Genomic DNA, 22,179 nt, shown 5'->3' on the forward strand with positions numbered 1-22,179 from the left:
CCATCAAACAATCCTCCGTCGATAAAGACAGTGAATCATAGTTCAACGGTTTTGCAACAGCCCCCGCCGGGGAGAAGGTCGCGGCAGCGGGATGAGGGGGCGAGGCCAGAGATATACGGAGGGCTTGCCCCCTCATCTACCCCTTCGGGGCATCTTCTCCCCGGCGGGGAGAAGAAAATAAGCGGCAACGTCTCATATCAAGCGTGAGGCTTGTCGTCCCGATCTTCGTCACGGATCGCGTCGTCGTGATACCAGGAGCCAAAGTCGATATGCGGCGCTTTCGCCTGTTCCTCGAGATCGCTCTTGCGGAACTTGGGAACGCCAGCGCGCCCGCCGACCGGGAATTGGTAGATCGTTGCCGTTTCGCGATGAAAGCCAGTTGCCATATCGAACATCTCACTTTGTTTGCATCGAAGCACTTTGGTCTTGAAGCAAACCCGCAAAGATCGGATTCGCTCCATCTGATTAAAAAAAAATCACGTTGCGAAAAATATAGGCATTAAATGGTCGTTCGGCAAGGAAAACCATTCCGGAAGCGCCGGTTTTTGGGGCAAATGCCGATCCGTCGCTCGCAATCGAAAACATTGCACCGCAACAGGGCATTTTAGGCGATGCTACCCGCTATCTGTTAGGAATCACTGACGAAACATTGGGGTTCGATTTGTCTGCCGCAGCGCAGCACGAGTGGACGACGGCCATATCGGCCCCATTGGCCCCACGCGCGCCTGAAAGATTTTTCGAAGAATTCGCAAAACATCGCCAATCTGGCACGCGGCATGCATCTCACCCGTCAGCCCTTGAACGCGAAAGCGCTTCCGGCGGCGAAAGCCACCGGGGCCTCAAGGCTTCGCATCTTTACCTATGAGAGGTTCGTAATGACTAAGTTCAAACTCGAGTACATCTGGCTTGACGGTTATAAGCCGGTCCCTAACCTGCGCGGCAAGACACAGGTCAAGGAATTCGACGAATTCCCGACGCTCGAGCAGCTGCCGCTTTGGGGTTTTGATGGCTCGTCCACCCAGCAGGCCGAAGGCCACTCGTCGGATTGCGTGCTGAAGCCCGTTGCGATCTATCCCGATCCGGCCCGCACCAACGGCGTTCTCGTTATGTGCGAAGTCATGATGCCTGACGGCGTCACCCCGCATGCATCGAACAGCCGCGCGACCATCCTCGACGACGAGGACGCATGGTTCGGTTTCGAACAGGAATATTTCTTCTACCAGGACGGCCGTCCGCTCGGCTTCCCCGAGCAGGGTTACCCGGCTCCCCAGGGTCCGTATTACACCGGCGTCGGCTTCAAGAACGTCGGCTCGGTTGCCCGCGAAATCGTTGAAGAACATCTCGACCTCTGCCTCGAAGCAGGCATCAACCACGAAGGCATCAACGCCGAAGTGGCCAAGGGTCAGTGGGAATTCCAGGTATTCGGCAAGGGCTCCAAGCGCGCCGCCGACCAGATCTGGATCGCCCGCTACCTGCTGGTACGTCTTTGCGAACAGTACGGCATCGATGTCGAATTCCATTGCAAGCCGCTCGGCGATACCGACTGGAACGGCTCCGGCATGCATTGCAACTTCTCCACCAAGTTCCTGCGTGAAGTTGGCGGCAAGGAATATTTCGAAGCCCTCATGGCCGCTTTCGCCAAGAACTGGCAGGAGCACATCGACGTTTACGGTCCGGACAACCATCTGCGCCTGACCGGCAAGCACGAAACCGCTCCGTGGAACAAGTTCTCCTACGGCGTTGCCGACCGTGGCGCTTCGATCCGCGTTCCGCACTCCTTCGTCAACAACGGTTACCGTGGTTACCTCGAAGACCGTCGTCCGAACTCGCAGGGTTGCCCTTACCAGATCGCTTCCGTCGTTCTGAAGACGATTGCAGAAGTGCCGCTCGCAAAGTCGGCTGCTGCCTGATAAACCAAGACATGGCGTCGCCCCGAGCCGGGCGACGCCATTTTTGTGTCCACCGAACCACCGGACCGGACAGGTGACCTTTCGCCATCTGCCCAGCGCGGCATAGTCTTCCCTGTGCGCAAATTCAAATGTTGCGTGGCTTTGAGCAACCGCATCGGCTTTTGCGAAAACCGCTACACGCTTTTCGATCCGATGCTCTAAAGCAAGAAGGTGAGCGATGGGCATTCTCAACAAGTTCTCTCTCGAAAACCGCATCGCCGTCATCACCGGCAGCGGCCGCGGCCTCGGTTTCGAAATCGCCAGCGCCTTTGCCGAAGCTGGCGCCCATGTGTGGCTGACCGGCCGTAATGCGCAGACGCTGGAACAGGCGGTCGGCATTCTTCGGCAAGCGGGCGGAAAGGCCGACTATGCGGCCTTCGATATCGCCGATACCGCCGCTGGAAGCGCCCTTGTCCGCCGCATCATGGACGAGTTCGGCCATCTCGACATTCTCGTCAACAATGTCGGCGCGCGCGACCGCCGCCCGCTTGCCGAATTTAATGACGAGGACGTGCTGGACCTCATCCGCACCGACCTCACCTCCTCCATCTCGCTGTCGCGCGACGCGGCTGAAGCGATGAACACCAACGGCTACGGCCGCATCATCACCATCACCTCCATTCTCGGCCATATCGTCCGCCCGGGCGACGCGATCTATCCCGTTGCCAAGCAGGGGCTGACCGGGCTGATGCGCGCCATCGCCGTGGAATATGGCGCGCGTGGCATCACCAGCAACGCAATCGCCCCCGGCATGTTCGCCACGGAAACCAACGCCGCCCTTTCCGAAAACCCTGAGATGGTCGCTTTTGCAAAGCTGCGCGTGCCGCTGGAGCGCTGGGGCAGGCCGGATGAAATCGCCGGTGCAGCCCTGTTTTTGGCCAGCGACGCGGCATCCTTCGTCAACGGCCATGTGCTGACGGTGGATGGCGGCATGTCGGTGCGGCTATGAGGATAACGAGACCCATTTTGCGGAAAGGCGCTGGATATTAGGCATGGCCGCACGGCAACGCATCATCCCCGTCAGGCGCGAATATAACCGCTGGGTCGCCAACCAGACGCTGGAAGATTATGCGCTGCGCTTCACCGCCAAAAGCGCCCGGCAATTTTCTTCGAACCGCATTTCCCACACCGCCATCGGCGCGATTTCCTTTCTGGCGCTGGAAGCCATCGGCGGTGCGATCACGCTGTCCTACGGCACCACCAACGCCTTTTACGCCATCATCGTCGCGGCCGTCGCCATGCTTGCCGTCGGCCTGCCGATCAGCCGCTATGCCATCCGCCATGGCGTCGATATCGATCTTCTGACGCGCGGCGCAAGTTTCGGTTACATCGGCTCCACCATCACATCGTTGATCTACGCCTCCTTCACCTTCATGCTCTTCGCCATCGAGGCGTCGATCATGTCCGGCGCGCTGGAACTGGCGCTCGGCATTCCCCTGTGGATCGGCTACATCATTTCCGCCGTCATGGTCATTCCGCTCGTCACCCATGGCGTGCGCCTCATCAGCCGCTTCCAGATCATCACCCAGCCCTTCTGGATCGTTCTGAACGTGCTGCCCTTCATCTTCATCGCTTTGATGGACTGGGAAAAATATGATCTCTGGCGGGCCTTTTCCGGCATTCATCATGCCTCCGGCCCGCCCGGCACGGTCGCGGATTTCAATCTGGTGGAGTTCGGCGCGGCTTCCGCCGTCATCCTCGCGCTGATGTCGCAGATCGGCGAACAGGTGGACTTCCTGCGCTTCCTGCCCGCCGAAGGCCAGAGCAGGCTTCGCCACCGCATCGCGGTCTTTCTGGCTGGTGCGGGCTGGGTCGTCGTCGGCGTGCCGAAGCTTCTGGCCGGCTCCTTCCTCGTGGTTCTGACCTTCAGTTCCGGCGTCTCGGTGGACCGCGCCGCCGATCCGGCGCAGATGTATCTGACCGCCTTCGGCTACATGATCCCCAACCACACGGCCGCCATGCTGCTGATGGTCGCCTTCGTGGTCGTGTCACAGCTGAAGATCAACGTCATGAACGCCTATGCGGGCTCGCTCGCCTGGTCCAACTTCTTCTCGCGCCTCACCCACAGCCACCCCGGCCGCGTCGTCTGGCTGGTCTTCAATGTGGCGATCGCGCTGCTGTTGATGGAACTCGGCATCTACCGCCTGCTGGAAGAAACGCTCGGCATCTTCTCCATCATCGCCATGGCGTGGCTCTGCACCATTTCCGCCGATCTTTTCATCAACAAGCCGTTAGGCCTTGCCCCACCCGGCATCGAGTTCAAACGCGCCCATCTCTACGATATCAATCCGGTCGGCGTCGGCTCCATGGCGCTTTCGGCCACCATCGCGCTGATGGCGCATTTCGGCACCTTCGGCGCACTCGCCGCCTCGCTCGCACCCTATCTGACCCTCATCGTCGCCTTCATCGCCTCGCCGCTGATCGCCTGGGGCACGAAGGGCAAGTTCTATCTGGCCCGCAAGCCGCGGCAGAAATGGCGCGAGCTGAGCGCCATCACCTGCTCGATCTGCGAACACCCGTTCGAACCGGAGGACATGGCATGGTGCCCGGCCTATGCCGCGCCGATCTGTTCGCTCTGCTGCTCGCTGGACAGCCGCTGCCATGACATGTGCAAGCCGAAAGCGAAGCTGAATTATCAGGTCGCGACCGTCGCGAAATCCTTCCTACCCCATCAACTGGTGGCGAAGCTCGCCACCCGGCTCGGGCGTTACGGCATGGCGGCGGCGATTGCCGTCACCGCCATCGGCGGCATATTGGCGCTGATCGCCCATCAGGTCGGCACCGCCTCGCCGGAAACCGCTGATGTGGTCAACCGCACCATCCTCGTCGTGTTTTTCGTCTTCGCCGTCATCGCCGGCATCGTCTGCTGGTTCCTCGTTCTTGCCCATGACAGCCGGGTGGTGGCGGAAGAGGAATCCTCGCGCCAGAATACGCTGCTCCTGAAAGAAATCGCGGCCCACAAGAAGACCGACGCCGCCCTTCAGGACGCCAAGGAAACGGCCGAGGCCGCCAACCGCGCCAAGAGCCGTTACGTGGTCGGCCTCAGCCACGAATTGCGCACCCCTCTCAATGCCGTGTTAGGTTACGCCCAGATCCTCGAACGCGACGAGACCATTCCGCCGCCCCGGCAATCGGCCATCAAGGTCATCCGCCGCTCCGCCGACCATCTCTCCGGCCTGATCGACGGGCTTCTGGATATCTCCAAGATCGAGGCGGGCCGGTTGCAGGTCTATTCCAACGAGATCAACATTCAGGATTTCCTCGACCAGATCGTCGACATGTTCCGCCCGCAGGCGCAGGCCAAGGGACTGGAATTCCGCCATGAGCGCACCCGCGCTTTGCCGCAATATGTGCGCACGGACGAGAAGCGCCTGCGCCAGATACTCGTCAACCTGCTTTCCAACGCCATCAAGTTTACCGATGAAGGCAGCGTCACCTTCGATGTCGCCTATCGCAGCCAGGTCGCGAGCTTCACCGTGTCCGACACCGGGCGCGGCATCGCCGAGAAGGACCTTCCCCGCATCTACGAGCCCTTCCAGCGCGGCGAGGCCGAAAGCGTGCGGCCCATGCCGGGTCTCGGCCTCGGGCTCACCATCACAAGGCTTCTGACCAATACGCTCGGCGGCGAGATTTCGGTCTCCAGCGAAAAGAACGAGGGTTCCACCTTCCGCGTCCGCCTCATGCTGTCCGCCATTCACCGGCCAAGCACCGCGCCCGCGCCGGAAAAGACCATCCGCTCCTATTCCGGCCCACGCCGCACCATCGTCGTGGTTGATGACAATGAGGATCACCGCGAGTTGATGCGGCAGGTACTGGTGCCTTTGGATTTCGTGGTGCTGACCGCCCAGAGCGCACCGGAATGCCTGACCCTGATCGAAGGCGTGAAGCCGGATCTCTTCCTCATCGATATTTCCATGCCCGGCATGACCGGCTGGCAGCTGGTGACGAAACTGCGCGAAGCCGGCCAGACGGCCCCGCTCATCATGCTCTCCGCCAATATCGGTGACGGCGCTGTTGCCAGTGGGAGTGGAAGTGCTGGCGAAGACAATCACAACGACGCCATCGCCAAACCGGTCGATATCCGCCAGCTTTGCGACAGGCTCGCCGTGCATCTCGGCCTGAAATGGATTTACGACACGGACCTGCCTCCGGCACCCCCACCGCAGCCACCGGCGCAGATCATCCATCCGGGCGTAATCCATATCAAGGATTTGCAGCGGCTCGGCGAAATAGGCTACATACGCGGCATAGAGGCGAAACTCGCCGATCTTGCCCGCAACACGGATAACCTACCCTTCACGCAAGAGCTTGGCGCCTATGTCCAGGCCTTCGATCTGGCCGGTTACGCCCATTTTCTCAAGCGGTTTGAAGATAGCGACAGGGGAGACGGCAAGGCATGAGCGGGCCAGGTGCGGCACTGCCGAGAGACATCGTATTGCTGGTGGATGACAGCCCCGAAACGCTCGGTTTCCTGACCGAAGCGCTGGAGCAATCCGGCTTTTCGGCGCTGATCGCCACCTCGGGTCAGGCCGCACTCAACATTGCCGAACGCATCACCCCCGATATCATCCTGCTCGACGCCGTCATGCCGGCCATGGACGGTTTCGAGACCTGCCGCCGCCTGAAGGCCAATGCGGCCGTGGCGCAGGTGCCGGTGATCTTCATGACCGGGCTGACGGAGACCGAACACGTAGTGCGGGCGCTGGAATCCGGCGGCGTGGATTATCTGACCAAGCCGATCAATATCGACGAGCTGCGCGCCCGCATCCGCGTCCACCTCTCCAATGCCCGCTCGGCGCAGAGCGCCCGCGTGGCGCTCGATGCCGCCGGCCGCCACCTGCTCGCCGTGCGCGCCAATGGCGCCATCCACTGGTCGACACCGCAGGCGACGAGGCTGGTCAACGCCGCCACCGGCCGCGATGATGGGCTGGAGATCGTCGTTGCCCATATTTCCGGCTGGCTTGCAGACAGGGCGTCGGTTGATGCCGTCCGTGACGCGCCGCTGACGATCACAGAGGCCGGGCGTCCCGCCCTGCAACTCTCCTTCCTCGGCGCGATGGGGCCGGACGAATACCTCTTCCGCCTGACCGCCGCCAACGAGAAATCCGACGACCATCTGCTCAAAAGCCATTTCGCCCTGACGACGCGGGAATCGGAAGTGCTGCTATGGATCGCCAAGGGCAAATCCAACCGTGATATCGGCGACATTCTCGGCCTTTCCGCCAGAACCGTGAACAAGCACCTGGAACAGATCTACGTCAAACTCGGCGTCGAAAACCGCGCTTCGGCCGCCGTCAAGGCCGCGCATATTTTGCATCAGGGGTGACGGCTGCATCTGATGTGATACGGTTCGGAAACATATATTTTCCGCTTCAGCGTAGAGCATCAACTTATTAGCGGAGCGAGTGCCGCATATTTCTTCTCCCCGTCGGGGAGAAGGTGGCCCGAAGGGTCGGATGAGGGGGCACCCTCACCGAATATCGCCGACCTCGCCCCCTCATCCCGCTGCCGCGACCTTCTCCCCCTCGGGGAGAAGAAACAAGCGGCGACGCCGCAGACCATTCCTCGAATATCCCCCTAAAACCCGACCAAGGAGGACGTCCCATGGACCGTTTCATCATTCTCTCCGGCTGTTCCGGCGGCGGCAAGTCCACCCTTCTTGCCGAGCTTGCCCGGCGCGGCTTTGCAACCATCGAGGAGCCGGGACGCCGCATCGTCGTTGACGAGACCCGAAATGGCGGCACCGCTCTGCCCTGGATCGACATCGAGGCCTTCGCCCGCCGGGCGATCGCCATGGCCCTCGAAGACCGGCAGAAAACACCATCAGACGGCCTCGTCTTTTTCGACCGCGGCCTGATCGACGCGGCCTCTGCGCTTCACCATGTCAGCGGTGATATTTTCATCGAGACGCTGCGACACACGCACCGCTACAACAGGCTGGTCTTCCTGACCCCGCCCTGGCCGGAAATCTACCGGGGCGACAGCGAACGCAAGCATGGTTTCGATGCTGCGGTCGAGGAATACCAACGTTTGGTCAGGGACTATGAAGAGCTTGACTACGACATTGCCACGCTTCCGAAATCCGGCACGGAGGAACGTGCGGACTTTATCTTGACGCGGATAGGCTGAATTGCATTCAGCAACGAGAATCGCTCTCAGCGATTTTCAAGCAATTGCGAAACGGTGACAAATTCAAACCCACGTTGGCGTAAACCGTCGATAATCAATGGCAGGGCCTGCCGGGATATTTCACGGCTTCGATACATGACGTGCATGATGATTATGGAGCCGTTTTTTGTTTGCTCGATCACATGCCTGGCAAAGGCAACCGTATCGGCGGCGACATCAGGAAACGATTCCGGCTCGACATCCCACATGATCGTTTTCCGGTCGTGCCGGGAAAGATACCAGGGCAAAGTGAGCAGCTTTTTGCCATAGGGCGGGCGGAACATGATCTCACCTTCATAGCCCGCAGTTCGGATAGCCATATCGGTGCGCTCGACTTCCTCCCTGACCCGCGCCGGCCCCATGAGCGTCATATTGGAATGCGCGTAGCTATGGTTACCGATCTGATGACCCTCGCGCACGATCATGCGTGCCTGCAGCAAGTTTTCTTCAGTCTCCTTACCCGTCAGAAAAAAAGTCGCTTTCACTCCGCGATCCTTCAGGATCGTCAAAACACTCTGCGTGAAGCCCGCCGAAGGCCCGTCATCGAATGTCAACGCCACCACCGGCCTGTCCGTTTCGACCCTTGCGATGATGGTCCCGAATAATTGCATCGTCCGGGACTTGCTGAAGAAATGCAGACCGAGGAGCACCCCCACCAGCACAGCGAGAATGAGGAATAGAGATATGACCCGCTTTATTGCCATTGCCACCCCTCATTGCAGTTTTCATGAAAGGCTTTTGTTTCCCGCTTTGTTGTCTCCATTGTGGCAAGACACAGCCGCAAAGCGTCGCCAAAAGTAAAAAAGCCCGGCATCGCTGCCGGGCTTCGATAAGTTGCGATCCAGTAAAACTTACGTCCCCTGCTGGATGTAGGTGAACTTGCCGTCCGGACCCTTCTTCCACTCGTACATAACGTAGCCGGGAAGCTTCGGGTCGCCCTTTTCGTCGAAGGAGATTTCGCCGAGCGCGGTCGGGAAGGAGCCCTTCTTCAGAGCTTCGGCAACCTTTTCCGGTTCAACGGAACCGGCAGCCTTTGCCGCACCTGCGATCGCCTGCAGCGCTGCATAGGAGTAGAGCGTGTAGGCTTCCGGGTTGAAGCCGGCGGCCTTGAACTTCTCTACCAGTTCCTTGTTTTCCGGACGCAGCGTCGGATCGGGACCGAAGGTGTTGAGCGTGCCTTCGACGGCGTCGCCAGCGATGGAGGCCAGTTCATTCGAGACGATACCGTCGCCCGAAACGAGCTTTGCCTTGAGGCCCTGATCGGCCGCCTGGCGGATGATCAGACCGGCTTCGGTGTGCAGGCCACCCCAATAGATGACCGTGACGCCGGCTTCCTTCATCTTCGAGATCAGCGCGGAGAAGTCCTTGTCGCCGACATTGACGCCTTCATACATGGCTTCCGTCACGCCGGCCGCATTGGCTGCCTTCTTGGTTTCATCGGCAAGGCCCTGACCATAAGGAGTCTTGTCGTGAATGATGGCGACCTTGGCGTCCTTGAAGTGGTCGGCCAGATACTTGCCGGCGATGCCGCCCTGCTGGTCGTCACGACCACAGGTGCGGAAGGTGTTCCACAGGCCGCGCTCGGTAAAGACCGGGTTGGTCGCGGCCGGCGTCACTTCCAGAATGCCGTTTTCCGCGTAAACTTCGGAAGCCGGAATGGAAACGCCGGAGTTGAAGTGACCGATGACGAATTTCACGCCGTCAGCAACGAATTTGTTGGCGACCGAGATACCCTGCTTGGGGTCGGATACGTCATCGCCGAGGACGATCTTGATCTGCTCGCCATTGATGCCGCCGGCGGCATTGATGTCTTTCGCAGCCTGTTCGGCACCCTTCTGGATCTGAGCGCCGAAAGCAGCATTCGGGCCGGTCAGCGGTGCGCCGACAGCGATCACGACGTCGGCCCAGGCCGAACCGCCAAACGCGACCATGGCGGTCAGCGCAACAGCGGAAAGAAGAGACTTCTTCATTATTTTACTCCCAGTTCCTTGGATGGGTTGATTGCAAGGACCTGTTCAGTACCCACCTTCACCGAACAGAAATCGTTCCACTTTAACGAGTATTTTGCAGCCGGAAGAATCCGCCTGTCAATCTTTCTTCTTGTAGGAGAATGCCGACGTCCTGTCGTAAAGCCAATAGTAGTTATTGACCATCTGGCTCGTCCGGCGCATGCGGAAACCGATGCTGGAAAAGGCCAGAAGAAGCACGACGTCAAACACGTAGTAAAAGCCGTTGATGAACGGCCCGTTGAAGAGCGCGTAATGCAGAAACCGCATGACGCACCCTAATGCCAGCGTGTAGATGACCACACGCGGATAATCGCCCCAGCTATCGGCCACGGATTTCCCCGTGCGCCACGCCGTCCAGAAACCCAGAAGAACAACCAGTGCGCGCAGAATATAACGCACGCCGCTATCTGTTTCGAAAAAAAGGCCCTGCATCGCTTTCCCCATCAGCGCCGGGCGTGAATGCCCAGACCCTGCCTTGTCTGTCGTCCCGCCGTTCTCCCGGCAGGCATTTTATTGTTTGCATCCCGCCACTTGCCCCCAGGGCCGACAGGACACCGTTTGCAGTCTTGCGCCGCAAAATCCCCGGCGCAAGTAAAATCTTTCAGTGCCGTCCGCCTTCCAGATAAGCGGCGCGCACCTGTGGATCGGCGAGCAGTTCCCTGCCCGAACCGCTCATCGTCACCTTGCCGTTGACCATCACGTAAGCGCGGTCGGAAAGCTTCAGCGCGGCAAAGGCGTTCTGCTCGACGAGGAAGACCGTCAGCCCCTCCTCCTGGTTGAGCTTCTTGATCGCCTCGAAGATGCCCTTGACGATCAGCGGCGCGAGACCCAGCGAGGGTTCGTCGAGCAGCAGAAGCTTCGGCCTTGCCATCAGCGCGCGGCCGATGGAGAGCATCTGCTGCTCGCCGCCGGAAAGCGTGCCGCCGCGCTGGCTCTGGCGTTCTTTCAGCCGCGGGAACATGACGAAGATTTTCTCGACGTCCTCTTTGAAATATTTGAGGTTGTCGAGATTGGCGCCCATCTGCAGGTTTTCCAGCACCGTCATGCGCGGGAAAATCCGGCGGCCTTCGGGAGACTGGGCGATGCGCCTGCGGGCGATGAGATGTGTCGGCAGATGGGTGATGTCCTCGCCATCGAAGGTCACCTGGCCCACCCGCGCCTGCGGGCTGCCGCAGATCGTCATCATCAGCGTCGACTTGCCGGCGCCGTTGGCGCCGATCAGGCTGACGATCTCGCCCTTGTTGACCTCGACATCGACACCGGCCAGCGCCCGGATGTTGCCATAATAGGTTTCGACACCCTGTACTTTGAGAAGCGGTTCACCGGACATCAGGCCGCTCCTCCGTCGAGTTCTTCCGCAATCACGTCTTCCACTTCATCATCCTCGACACCCAGATAGGCGGCGATGACCTTCGGGTCGTTCTTCACATGGTCCGGCGAGCCGTCGGAAATCTTCTGGCCGTATTCCAGAACCACGACGTGGTCGGAGATCTGCATCACCACCGACATGTCGTGCTCGATCAAAAGCAGCGACGTGCCTTCGTCGCGGATGCCGCGCAGCAGCGCGTTGAGCGCCAGCGATTCCTTCGGGTTGAGACCGGCCGCCGGTTCGTCGAGGCACAGAAGCTCCGGCCCCGTGCACATGGCGCGGGCGATTTCCAGACGGCGCTGGGCGCCATAGGGCAGATCGCCGGCCGGATCGTCGGCGCGGTCGGTCAGGTCGGCCTTGTCCAGCCAGTATTTGGCTTTCTCGATCGAGGCATCCACCGCCCGCCGGTAGGTGGGCAGGCCGAGAAGGCCGAGAATGGTGTAGCCGGAGGCCCTCATCAGCGCATTGTGCTGCGCCACCAGCAGGTTTTCCAGAACCGTCAGGCCTGAAAACAGGCGGATATTCTGGAAGGTGCGCGCCACCTTCGCCTTCTTGGTGATCTCGAAATCCGGCAGGCGCTCCAGAAGATGCGCCTCGCCAGTTTGCTGACGCATGGTGATCATGCCCATCGTCGGCTTGTAAAAGCCGGTGATGCAGTTGAAAACCGTGGTCTTTCCGGCCCCGTTCGGGCCGATCAGCGCGGTGATCTCGCCACGCTTCGCCTCGAAGGAGAAGTCGTTGATGGCCATCAGGCCGCCGAAGCGCATCGAGAGATGTTCAACCTTGAGGATCGTGTCAGTTGTCATTGTTGTCGTTCCGGAAGCCATCAACCGTGACCTTCCTTGGTAAAGCTGCCGGAAACGGCCTTGCGTTTCTTGAGGAAGGCCGTGGGTTCACGCGAGCCGACGAAACCGCGCGGCTTGAACAGCATGACGATGACCATGGCGAGGCCGAAGAGCAGCATGCGGTAGAGTTCCGGCGTGAAATCCGGTCCGAAGACATGTTTCAGGAACTCCATTTCGCGCAGAAGCTCCGTACCGCCGACCATGACGAGGGCGGCAATGGCGATACCCGTCAGCGACCCCATGCCGCCGAGAACGACGATGGCAAGGATGACGGCCGATTCCAGGAAGACGAAGCTTTCCGGCGACACGAAACCCTGGCGCGCGGCGAAGAACGAACCGGCGAAACCGCCGAACATCGCCCCCGTAGCAAAGGCGGTGAGCTTGGTGATGACGGTGTCGATGCCGAGCGAACGGCAGGCGATCTCATCCTCACGCAGCGCTTCCCACGCCCGGCCGATCGGCATGCGGCGCAGCTTGATGGTGACATAGGCCGTCAGCATGCAAAGAAGCAGGATCACGTAGAACAGGAATATCTTGTAATAGGCCGACGACATTGGCAGGCCGAAGGCCTTGGCGAAATTGTTCGGCGCGCTGACATCGAAGGACCAGATGCCGAAGACCGAGGCTTTGGCGATGCTGGAAATGCCGAAAGTGCCCTTGGTCACGGCCGTCCAGTTCAAAAGCACGAGACGGATGATTTCACCGAAGGCAAGCGTGACGATCGCCAGATAGTCACCGCGAAGCCGCAGCACGGGAAAACCGAGGATAACGCCCCAGAAGCCCGCCAGAATGCCGGCAAGCGGCAACAACACCCAGAAGGACAGGCCGAAATAGCTTGACAGCAGCGCATAGGAATAAGCGCCCACCGCGTAGAAGGCCACGTAACCCAGATCGAGCAGGCCGGCCAGACCGACGACGATGTTGAGGCCCCAGGCCAGCATCACGTAGATCAGGATCTGGATGCCGAAATTGTCGACGAATTTCAGGGAACCCTGAAAGCCGAACAGCTGAACGGCGATAATGGGATAAAGCAGCAGCAGAACCAGCGCGATTTTCAGGAAGTGCTTGTGGAAAAAGCCCTTTTCCTCGGAGATTTCCAGAATGCCGCTTTTTGCCTTGGCAAGCCGGCGACGATCCAGAGACGGCTTGATGAAGCCGACCACGAGGAAGCGGCCGATAGCGGCGATGGCGACGAAGATCGCCAGAAGCCCCCAGCGGGTGCCCCAGATGAGCTGGTTGTTGATATCCTGATAGGTGACGATGCCGACGTAAAGAATGAACATGCCGAACGAGACAACGCCCGCAATCAAGCCTTCTTTCACGGCCGCCGCCATCGGGCTTGGGCTGGAAGTATCGGTTTCGGAAGCGATATTGGTCATGGGATCACACCTTCTCGACTTCCGGACGACCGAGAATACCGGTCGGTTTGAAGACCAGCACGAAAGCCAGGATGCCGAATGCCGCAACATCCTTGTAGGCGATGGAGAAATAGGCCGACCACAGGGATTCGATGAGACCGATCAGCAGACCTCCGAGCACAGCGCCCGGAAGCGAGCCGATGCCGCCGAGAACGGCTGCGGTGAAGGCCTTGACGCCGGGGATGAAGCCGTCGCTGAACGAGGCCACGCCATAATACATCAGATACATCGAACCGGCCACGGCGGCGAGCGCCGCGCCCATGATGAAGGTAATGGAAATCGTCTTATCGACATCCACGCCCAGAAGCGCCGCCATCTTGCGGTCCTGTTCGGTGGCGCGCTGCGCCCGGCCGAGCGGGGTCTTGTTGACGATGTACCAGAAGGCGAAGAGCAGTACGGAGGTCACCACCATGATGATCAGCTGCTTCAGCGAGACCGTGACGGAGCCGAAATGATAGTTTTCCGTCACCATGGACGGGATCGGCTTGTTGCGCGGACCCTGCGTCACCTGGATGAAGTTGGACAGCGCGATCGACATGCCGATGGCGGTGATCAGCGGTGCGAGGCGGAACGAACCTCTCAGCGGACGGTAGGCGACGCGTTCGATGACCCAGTTCCACAGGCCGGTCATCAGCATGGCGACGACCATCATCAAAAGCAGGAGAAGCGCCACCGGAATACCGGCAAAAAACGATGTTGCGATCAGAAAAACGATCAGAGCGGCGAAACCGCCAAGCATGAAAATATCGCCATGGGCAAAGTTGATCATGCCGATGATGCCGTAGACCATCGTGTAGCCAATTGCGATGAGGCCGTAGATCGATCCAAGAGTCAGCCCGTTGATGAGCTGCTGGATAAAATACTCCATGTCTTTCCCCTGGGCATGACCTCAAATGAGCCACGCCTCGTTTATGTTAATTATAGAGGGAACCCTTTCAGGCAGCCCCCCACCTGCAAAATCCATATCGTGTTCGCTAAAAATGTGAAGTCAAAAACGGGCGATCCTGCACAAAATTTGGAATTTCCACATCCGCTGCCCTTTTCCCCATCAAATAAGCCATGATTTTAGCAGGAAGTGCTAAAAAAACGGCGTCCGAACCCTATTTAAGCATTGCCTGACGCATTGTACGCCGCATTGTTTGACGGACGGCGGGCAAAGGAGTAGCGACATTGAAGATCGCAATATTCCGTCACGGGATGACAACGGCACAGAGATGATCGACATATTGACGAAAGCGGCGCTGGACGCCGGACAGGCGATCATGGCGGTCCATCGCGCTGGCCCGCACGTGTCCTACAAGGATGATTGCTCGCCGGTGACAGAGGCCGATCAGCGCGCCGAGACGATCATTCTCGAGGCGCTGGCCGCCCATTTTCCCGAAATCCCGGTGATAGCCGAAGAAGCGGTCTCGAACGGCATCCTGCCGGAGACGGGCACGGAATTCTTTCTGGTCGATCCGCTTGACGGGACCAAGGAATTCATTTCCGGCAAGGATGATTTCACCGTCAACATCGCCCTGATCAGAAACGGCGTTCCTGTCGCCGGCGTCGTTTACGCCCCCTGTCGCGGGCAAGCCTGGACCGGCAAGGACGACAGCGCCGAAAAGCTCGCAATCTCCGGCGAAGGCGCGATCCTTGCGCGCCACCCCATCCGTGCACGCCGGCGCGGCGCATCTCCGGTGGCGCTGATCAGCCGCTCGCATTGCACCGCGAAAACGGAAGCCTTCGTGGCCGAACACGGCCTGAAGGACTGTATTTCCGTCGGTTCCTCGCTGAAATTCTGCATGCTGGCGGAAGGTGTCGCCGATATCTATCCCCGCTTCAGCCGCACCATGATGTGGGACACGGCGGCCGGCGACGCCGTGCTGCGCGCCGCCGGCGGCCGAACGCTCGATTGTGAAGGCCGTCCGCTTACCTATGAGGTGAGAGGCGACGGTGAGGACGCGCTGGCCAACCCGGATTTTATTGCCGAGGGTGCGATGGCGGCCGTGGAAATCGCGGGATAGGGCGGCGGCGACGCTGGGATGTTTGCTTGGGTGATTGGGCGTTTTTAGACGTTCGCCTCGGTGTATGCGGCTTACCCCCCTCTGCCCTGCCGGGCATCTCCCCCACAAGGAGGGAGATCAGCAAGATGCGCTACCACCGCTTCGTTCTCAAACGTCGAGATTGGCGGGACCTCGCCACGAGTCGATCTCCACCCTTGTGGGGGAGATGCCCGGCAGGGCAGAGGGGGGTGAAGCCGCATACACCGAAGCAAAGACATCGCCTCTCCCGCTCGCCCACAACCACTAAACACACTCCCGCCGAAGCCGCCAAAAATAATTTCATCCCCGCTCATCCCCGCCGCATCACAATCGCCGGCGAACAGCAAATCGAGCGCGGAAGAGACATCATGACGGAACAGACGGCGAGACTTCGGCTTCCTTACATCCTGCCCTCGCAGGCGCAGAAACACGTCACCCATAACGAGGCGCTGCAAAGGCTGGACGCGATCGTGCAACTGGTCATCAGGGACGCGGTCGCCGCACCGCCTGAAAATTCCCCGGAGGCCGACTGTTTCCTCCTGTCCGTGGACGCCGCCGGCGACTGGGCCGGCAAGGGCGGAAAGCTCGCCTTCCGGCAGGATGGCGCGTGGCTGCTGATCACGCCGCAGCCCGGCTGGACGGCGTGGTTTGCCGCTGAGAACAAACACCGCGTCCTGCGGGACGGCGCATGGCGGGACATGCCGCTGCCCGCCACAGGCGCGTTCGAAAGGCTCGGCATCGGCACGCAGGCCGATGCCGCCAACCGTCTGGCGCTTGCCTCCCCCGCCAGCCTCTTCAGCCACGGCGAGGACGATGGCAGCCACCGCATGACGATCAACAAGGCGGCGAAGGCCGATACCGCATCGCTGCTGTTCCAGTCCGGCTGGAGCGGACGCGCGGAAATGGGCCTTGCCGGCAATGACGGTTTTTCGATCAAGACCAGCACCGATGGCATTTCCTGGCGCACCGCCCTTGTCTGCGGCAGCGACGGCAGGGTCTCGATGCCCAACCGGCCCGTGGTTCTGGCGGGCCTGCCGGCGGGCACGACGAAGCCGGCGAACGGTTCGGCGGCTGGCTTTTCCCTGCTCTTCATCGATGAGGGTGGTTTTAGTCTGGGCGATCCGGTCGGAACCGGCGGTGGAAAGGAACTCGTCGTTCCCGCAAAGGGCCTCTATCTGGCCATCCTGTCGCTTGCCTTGGTGTCCTCTTCCGGCCACCGGGTATCGCTTGCCGTGAATGGCGCAGCAGGTGACCTCAGCGTGGCCGGCAACGCATCCAATGCCGGCGCCTCGCAGTCGGCCACCGTCATCCTTGCCCTCAATGCCGGCGACCGCCTGAGGCTGCTGCATGGGGGCGTGGCGGAATTTACCCAGGGCAGTGGAAAAACGTGCCTTTCGCTTGCGGCGCTGTGAGGCAAACAACCGATGGGCGATAAAAAATGCGATTTTTGGAAAAAAATTTTCCCGGCAAAATAAGGCGACTCGAACAAATCAGGCGAAACCGTTCAAATTCTTAATAAATTGTCACGAGCTGCTTAGTCAATTTTTAAAGGTACCGGGATAAAGTTCCCGTCATATGGTCTTGAGTTTGTATAGAGTGTCCAATGACCGAAATGATACGCCCACGAGTTAAATATGTCATCGGCCCCGATGGCAGCCCTCTGACGATTGCGGATCTTCCGCCTGCCAATACCCGTCGCTGGGTCATTCGCAGAAAGGCGGAGGTGGTTGCAGCGGTTCGCGGAGGACTGTTGAGCCTCGAGGAAGCCTGCGAGCGTTATACGCTTACTGTCGAAGAGTTCCTGTCCTGGCAGTCTTCGATTTCCGATCATGGCCTTGCCGGCCTGCGCACCACGCGCATCCAGCAATATCGTCACTGATATCGCACTCGCGCGCCAACGCGCCGAAGCCGGATTTTCAAAAACCCCGCCGGACCATCGACGGGGCTTTTGGATTGATGTCGGGTCTTCCCGAAAGAAGCATGTCCGCCCACTTTGGTAAAAACCATTGTCGCCGGTTTGTGTCCGCTGCGTTTACATTCCCGCTGTTTCAATTCAGGCGCGAGCCGTTACAGTGGCGAATACGAGCAGCAACAAGGAGGCGCAAACCATGGACATCCTCAGCACAGAAACCGGATCGCGCGGCGAATATTCGGCAACCGTCGACGGCCATACGGCGGAGATGACCTATTCCCGCACCTCCCCTTCCCTTGTTATCATCGACCATACCGGCGTGCCCGATGCCCTGCGCGGCAAGGGTGTCGGTCAGGCGCTCGCGGCCCACGCGATCGACGAGGCCCGCAAGGGCGGCTGGAAAATCATTCCGCTCTGCCCCTTCTTCAAGGCCCAGACACTGCGCCACCCCGAATGGGCGGATGTTATTCAGGGGTAACTCCCAGGCGAAGGGACGCTTGGGGCAGAACCTCACGAGTATTTTTGACGAAAACGGAGCACCCACACTCCGTCACCCCGGCCCTGAGCCGGGGTCCAGCCAGCTCAAGTCATTGAGCTGAAAAGACTCTTTTCGCCGCGCAGACGCGCGTCGGCTGGATGCCGGATCGGGTCCGGCATGACGGCGGAGAGCTTTTCCGGTTTACCAGCAATCACGCCGCCTTCAACGGCGGCATCCCGGCATGCATGCTCCTGCGGATTTCCTCGCGGAATTCAGGCGTATCCTCTGCGCCGTGCACCGTCATCGCATGTTGCACGGCCGCTTCCATAAGCTCCTCCGGCGTATCGGCGGAGATGGCGATCGAGCATTTGCTGTCGCTCGGGAATTCACGGCAATCGATATATTGGCGGGCCATTTGTTTTCCTCCCTGCGTCTGGCCCACCCGCGTTCGCGCGGAACGCGCGTGGGACAAGCCTCCGGCTCTCGGTCGGAACCCCGTTTAATTACGCCTTTCCCCAACCCCGGACAATCGAAATCCCGGATGCCCCCGGCCCCTTGTCACTCTGGGGAAAATCTTGCCTGGAAAAGGTTGGCGGTTCGCCAAAGTGAAAGGCCGCCACAAAGGGCGGCCTCTCAAAAAAACACATGGCATCCCGTCATTGAAAGACGCCTCCTGATCCACTGGCAGCCGTCAATGAGGACGATCATATCTGATCTTGCGCCGATATTCAGGCGCGGGCGCGGATTGCTCCGTCGCGGTTTTCCAGTGCCGCCGCCTTTTCATATTCGGCCTGCACCTCTTCCAGAGAAGCCTCCGCGGCCTCCTGCTGGGCCTTCAGTTCCCGGATCGAGACCTGAAGATTGTCCGCCCGCTGACGCGCGGCCTTGGCGAAGGTCGGATAGGCAAAGTGTGTCGGATCGGTAATTCCAGACTTGGTCTCCTCAAGAGAGATCTGATGCACCAGTTCCTTTGCCATCCGTTCAAACTCGGACATCATCTGCTGCAACTGCTGCAATTGCCGACGTTTTTCGTTGACCTGAAATTCCTTCAGGCGAACCAGGCTGTCACGCGACTTCATACGCAATACTCCATGGATAGCGAGACCCGGATCAAAAAGGCACTATGCCCCCTGATCGGCCCGTTTAACCCGCCCGTTCAACCGGCCGGGTTAACCCGTTGTGCCGGAATGATTCCCAAAAGTTACCGGGCGTTAATAAAAAAACGCCGCCGTTAACCTTTCGTTTACGGGCATCGTTAATGATAAACACGATCATTTAAGGGTCGGTAAATGCCAGGTCCAAAAAACGGGCCAGACGATGTAAGAGTCGATTGAATCACTTAGCGCGATATCCTCACGTTAAGCTTCAATTTTGGCGATGGTGGATTCACGTGCAAAAACAGCAAAATGCCTACTTTGCTTAATAAATTCGATACACCTTGCCAAAGGTAATTAGAATTTGTTAACCATTTGGTGGCAGCCTGCAAATCAGGCAACGTCTGGATCCGCATCGCGCGAGGCAATGATTTACCAATCTGCGGGCGGCAAAGGGGATAATTATGCGGGTTCTACTTATTGAAGACGACAGCGCAACAGCGCAGAGCATCGAACTGATGCTCAAGTCGGAAAGTTTTAACGTCTACACGACCGACCTCGGTGAGGAAGGCGTGGACCTCGGTAAGCTCTACGATTACGACATTATTCTTCTCGACCTCAACCTTCCCGACATGTCGGGTTACGAGGTCTTGAGAACCTTGCGTCTTTCCAAGGTCAAGACGCCGATCCTCATCCTCTCCGGCATGGCCGGCATCGAGGACAAGGTACGCGGCCTCGGCTTCGGCGCAGACGACTATATGACAAAGCCCTTCCATAAGGACGAGCTTGTTGCCCGCATTCACGCCATTGTCCGCCGTTCCAAGGGCCATGCGCAATCGGTCATCTCCACCGGCGAGCTGATCGTCAATCTCGATGCCAAGACGGTTGAAGTGGGTGGCCAGCGCGTTCACCTGACCGGCAAGGAATATCAGATGCTTGAGCTGCTTTCGCTGCGCAAGGGCACGACGCTGACCAAGGAAATGTTCCTGAACCACCTTTATGGCGGCATGGACGAACCGGAACTGAAGATCATCGACGTCTTCATCTGCAAGCTGCGCAAGAAGCTCGCAAACGCCGCAGGCGGCGCGAATTACATCGAAACCGTCTGGGGTCGTGGTTATGTGCTGCGCGAGCCGGATGGCGCTGCGGAATTTCTCGAAACCGCCTGATCCTTTTCAGGGTATGGCAGTTTTTAAAAAACCCGCTGGTGACAGCGGGTTTTTTCTTGCGATTTCATGATTGGGTAGTGCCATGGATCATTCTATCCCCACTCTCAGGACCGAACGCCTGACTTTGCGCCCGCAGGTCATGGCGGATTTCCCCGCCTATCGGGATTTCATGGCCTCCACCCGCTCCATCGGCGTCGGCGGGCCATACGATCTGCCCTCGACCTGGGGTGTTTTCTGTCACGATCTGGCCAACTGGCACTTTTTCGGCCACGGCGCGCTGATGATCGAACTTGGCGAAACAGGGCAATGCATTGGCCAGGTCGGCATCAATCACGGCCCGCTGTTCCCGGAAAAAGAACTGGGCTGGCTGCTTTACGACGGCCAGGAAGGCCACGGCTATGCTGCGGAGGCAGCATCAGCGCTGCGCGACTGGGCGTTTGAGACCCTGAAACTGCAAACGCTGGTCAGCTATGTCTCGCCGCACAACAGCAAATCGGCAGCAGTTGCGCAGCGCCTCGGCGGCATTCTCGACCCATCCGCACCACGTTCCGACCCCGAAGACCTTGCCTATCGGTATCATCAGATCAACGCAGCTTGAAGGATCGGGACGTCGCGCGACGTCTCAAACACCCATCTTAATGCATTTCCACTTTCAGGAAGCCGACAATCGCCTCCGCGATCTGCCGGTGGATGGTTGCGCGGTCCCTGCCGCCGCCATCACGGCAGACGAAACCTTCTCCCGGCGAAAGCTCCTCGACGATTTTTTCGCCGTTTGGCTTGCATATCTGCATGAAGCTGAAGTGGCTGGCATCCGGTATTTCCCGATAGACGGTCTTCGCCTTTGGCAGATGCCGGGCGATATATTCCGAATCGGCCTTGATGGCGGCAATCTCGGGCGTTTCCACACCGGCGGCCAGAACCAGAACCGGCACGCCCACCCGTTTTAGCGTTTCCGGCAGAAAACCGGCAGCCGGGCCAAGGTCGAGCGCAACCACCGCGTGGATGCGAACATCGCTCAAATCCATCGAAAGGCGTGGGTCGGCCTTGCCGTCGTTAACGATTCCGACCTTGCCCAGCATCCGCGGCGCCTTGCATTGCGGCGGAAGTTTTTCTCCATCGCAATCTTTTAGAGCGAGATCGGCGCTGTAGCGGGCGCCGGCCAGTTCCATCGCGGTCCAGCCTCCAAGGGAATGGCCAATCACGGCGATGCGCGTCCTGTCGATTGTGCCGGCGAGTTGGTCATTTTCAAGCAGCGCCGTCAGCGTTCTGCTGATATCGCGCGGCCGCTCCCACAACGGGACGATCTCCGCCGCATCCTCTTCGGTGAATGATTCGCCGGCGTGATCCGGCGCGGCCACGACATAACCCTGCTGCACAAGCTCTCCGGCAATCCAGTTCAGATTGCGCCAGCTTCCGCCGAAACCGTGAGACAGCAGCACGAGGGGGCGGGAACCGGCCAAAAACGACGCACCAGATTGGACCTCGAGACCATAAAAGGCCGCGTTTTCACCCACGATCTCGCTTTTCCCGGACGCCGCAGCCGGATACCACAATGACAGGTTCAGCTTTCTCGCCCCGGCATCATCGGGCAATTCAAGTTGTTTGAAACCAACGGCGGTTTCCGCCATTGCGGGCGCAGCGGTGGAGAGGATGGCGATTGCGACCAGAAAAATATAGCGCATGTGAAGCTCCAGGAGTTGATCTTGGACCAACCCTTGGTTCAAACCGCCACCGCCCGAGACCT

The 22,179-nt window shown here is 59.5% G+C and carries 22 protein-coding genes; 11 read left to right on the forward strand and 11 right to left on the reverse strand.

All coding sequences use genetic code 11. The features are described from left to right. Positions 1 to 197: 197 nt before the first annotated feature. The gene (locus tag QSK43_RS22350) at positions 198 to 395 is read right to left on the reverse strand and encodes a DUF2735 domain-containing protein (RefSeq protein ID WP_052679715.1); all 198 of its coding nucleotides are present in this window, start codon (positions 393 to 395) and stop codon (positions 198 to 200) included. 480 nt (positions 396 to 875) lie between these two features. Here QSK43_RS22350 and QSK43_RS22355 point away from each other — a divergent pair, with 480 nt between their 5' ends. The 5 genes from QSK43_RS22355 (at position 876) to QSK43_RS22375 (ending at position 8,078) form a co-directional block, all read left to right on the forward strand. Beyond that, complete coding sequence (locus QSK43_RS22355) at positions 876 to 1,910, forward strand: glutamine synthetase beta-grasp domain-containing protein (RefSeq protein ID WP_045017676.1); 1,035 nt, start codon at positions 876 to 878, stop codon at positions 1,908 to 1,910. A 217-nt stretch (positions 1,911 to 2,127) separates the two neighbouring features. Next, positions 2,128 to 2,898, forward strand: coding sequence for an SDR family oxidoreductase (locus QSK43_RS22360; RefSeq protein ID WP_332305334.1), 771 nt, complete (start codon positions 2,128 to 2,130; stop codon positions 2,896 to 2,898). A gap of 43 nt (positions 2,899 to 2,941) precedes the next feature. Next, positions 2,942 to 6,349 (forward strand): hybrid sensor histidine kinase/response regulator, encoded by a 3,408-nt coding sequence (locus tag QSK43_RS22365; protein WP_332305335.1) that lies wholly within the window; start codon positions 2,942 to 2,944, stop codon positions 6,347 to 6,349. Then, positions 6,346 to 7,275 (forward strand): response regulator, encoded by a 930-nt coding sequence (locus QSK43_RS22370; protein WP_045023511.1) that lies wholly within the window; start codon positions 6,346 to 6,348, stop codon positions 7,273 to 7,275. The genes QSK43_RS22365 and QSK43_RS22370 overlap by 4 nt, the downstream gene beginning before the upstream one ends. 278 nt (positions 7,276 to 7,553) lie before the next feature. Then, positions 7,554 to 8,078, forward strand: coding sequence for an AAA family ATPase (locus QSK43_RS22375; RefSeq protein ID WP_332305336.1), 525 nt, complete (start codon positions 7,554 to 7,556; stop codon positions 8,076 to 8,078). 26 nt (positions 8,079 to 8,104) lie between these two features. Here QSK43_RS22375 and QSK43_RS22380 read toward each other — a convergent pair whose 3' ends face one another. The 7 genes from QSK43_RS22380 to QSK43_RS22410 all read right to left on the reverse strand — a co-directional run bounded on the left by QSK43_RS22380 (position 8,105) and on the right by QSK43_RS22410 (position 14,626). Further along, complete coding sequence (locus QSK43_RS22380; protein WP_332305337.1) at positions 8,105 to 8,821, reverse strand: polysaccharide deacetylase family protein; 717 nt, start codon at positions 8,819 to 8,821, stop codon at positions 8,105 to 8,107. Positions 8,822 to 8,968: 147 nt separating this feature from the next. Further along, on the reverse strand, positions 8,969 to 10,087 hold the full coding sequence (locus QSK43_RS22385; protein WP_045023507.1) for a branched-chain amino acid ABC transporter substrate-binding protein: 1,119 nt from the start codon (positions 10,085 to 10,087) through the stop codon (positions 8,969 to 8,971). Positions 10,088 to 10,204: 117 nt separating this feature from the next. Continuing rightward, on the reverse strand, positions 10,205 to 10,558 hold the full coding sequence (locus QSK43_RS22390) for a DUF6867 family protein (protein WP_045023506.1): 354 nt from the start codon (positions 10,556 to 10,558) through the stop codon (positions 10,205 to 10,207). A gap of 169 nt (positions 10,559 to 10,727) precedes the next feature. Continuing rightward, on the reverse strand, positions 10,728 to 11,456 hold the full coding sequence (locus tag QSK43_RS22395; RefSeq protein ID WP_045023504.1) for an ABC transporter ATP-binding protein: 729 nt from the start codon (positions 11,454 to 11,456) through the stop codon (positions 10,728 to 10,730). Beyond that, positions 11,456 to 12,322 carry an ABC transporter ATP-binding protein gene (locus tag QSK43_RS22400; protein ID WP_332305338.1) on the reverse strand — a complete coding sequence of 289 codons (867 nt, stop codon included), beginning with the start codon at positions 12,320 to 12,322 and terminating at the stop codon, positions 11,456 to 11,458. The genes QSK43_RS22395 and QSK43_RS22400 overlap by 1 nt, the downstream gene beginning before the upstream one ends. Further along, entirely contained in the window at positions 12,322 to 13,674 is a 1,353-nt protein-coding gene (livM, locus tag QSK43_RS22405) for a high-affinity branched-chain amino acid ABC transporter permease LivM (RefSeq protein ID WP_407691575.1), read from the reverse strand. Before livM ends, QSK43_RS22400 begins: the two co-directional genes overlap by 1 nt. Positions 13,675 to 13,723: 49 nt before the next feature. Then, positions 13,724 to 14,626, reverse strand: a complete 903-nt coding sequence (locus tag QSK43_RS22410; protein ID WP_045023499.1) for a branched-chain amino acid ABC transporter permease — start codon at positions 14,624 to 14,626, stop codon at positions 13,724 to 13,726. 346 nt (positions 14,627 to 14,972) lie between these two features. On the opposite strand from QSK43_RS22410, the gene cysQ reads away from it, so the two are divergent. The 4 genes from cysQ to QSK43_RS22430 all read left to right on the forward strand — a co-directional run bounded on the left by cysQ (position 14,973) and on the right by QSK43_RS22430 (position 18,172). Next, the gene (gene cysQ / locus QSK43_RS22415; protein WP_332305339.1) at positions 14,973 to 15,764 is read left to right on the forward strand and encodes a 3'(2'),5'-bisphosphate nucleotidase CysQ; all 792 of its coding nucleotides are present in this window, start codon (positions 14,973 to 14,975) and stop codon (positions 15,762 to 15,764) included. A gap of 386 nt (positions 15,765 to 16,150) precedes the next feature. Further along, positions 16,151 to 17,194, forward strand: a complete 1,044-nt coding sequence (locus QSK43_RS22420; RefSeq protein ID WP_332305340.1) for a DUF2793 domain-containing protein — start codon at positions 16,151 to 16,153, stop codon at positions 17,192 to 17,194. Between the two features lie 191 nt (positions 17,195 to 17,385). Next, complete coding sequence (sciP, locus tag QSK43_RS22425; protein ID WP_004430042.1) at positions 17,386 to 17,661, forward strand: CtrA inhibitor SciP; 276 nt, start codon at positions 17,386 to 17,388, stop codon at positions 17,659 to 17,661. 229 nt (positions 17,662 to 17,890) lie between these two features. Continuing rightward, positions 17,891 to 18,172, forward strand: coding sequence for a GNAT family N-acetyltransferase (locus tag QSK43_RS22430; RefSeq protein WP_045023489.1), 282 nt, complete (start codon positions 17,891 to 17,893; stop codon positions 18,170 to 18,172). A 211-nt stretch (positions 18,173 to 18,383) separates the two neighbouring features. On the opposite strand, the gene QSK43_RS22435 is transcribed toward QSK43_RS22430, so the two are convergent. Together QSK43_RS22435 and QSK43_RS22440 are read right to left on the reverse strand one after the other, a co-directional pair. Continuing rightward, the gene (locus QSK43_RS22435) at positions 18,384 to 18,587 is read right to left on the reverse strand and encodes a DUF1059 domain-containing protein (RefSeq protein ID WP_332305341.1); all 204 of its coding nucleotides are present in this window, start codon (positions 18,585 to 18,587) and stop codon (positions 18,384 to 18,386) included. Positions 18,588 to 18,900: 313 nt separating this feature from the next. Then, positions 18,901 to 19,251, reverse strand: a complete 351-nt coding sequence (locus QSK43_RS22440; RefSeq protein ID WP_045023487.1) for a flagellar export protein FliJ — start codon at positions 19,249 to 19,251, stop codon at positions 18,901 to 18,903. Between the two features lie 479 nt (positions 19,252 to 19,730). Here QSK43_RS22440 and ctrA point away from each other — a divergent pair, with 479 nt between their 5' ends. Then, positions 19,731 to 20,435 (forward strand): response regulator transcription factor CtrA, encoded by a 705-nt coding sequence (gene ctrA / locus QSK43_RS22445; RefSeq protein ID WP_006314973.1) that lies wholly within the window; start codon positions 19,731 to 19,733, stop codon positions 20,433 to 20,435. A gap of 82 nt (positions 20,436 to 20,517) precedes the next feature. Next, positions 20,518 to 21,033, forward strand: a complete 516-nt coding sequence (locus tag QSK43_RS22450) for a GNAT family N-acetyltransferase (protein ID WP_332305342.1) — start codon at positions 20,518 to 20,520, stop codon at positions 21,031 to 21,033. A 37-nt stretch (positions 21,034 to 21,070) separates the two neighbouring features. Here the strand turns inward: QSK43_RS22450 and QSK43_RS22455 are convergent, their stop codons facing one another. After that, the gene (locus QSK43_RS22455) at positions 21,071 to 22,117 is read right to left on the reverse strand and encodes an alpha/beta hydrolase family protein (protein WP_332305343.1); all 1,047 of its coding nucleotides are present in this window, start codon (positions 22,115 to 22,117) and stop codon (positions 21,071 to 21,073) included. Positions 22,118 to 22,179 lie beyond the last annotated feature (62 nt).

Source organism: Rhizobium sp. GR12, from assembly GCF_036596185.1.
Classification (GTDB): Bacteria; Pseudomonadota; Alphaproteobacteria; order Rhizobiales; family Rhizobiaceae; genus Agrobacterium; species Agrobacterium nepotum.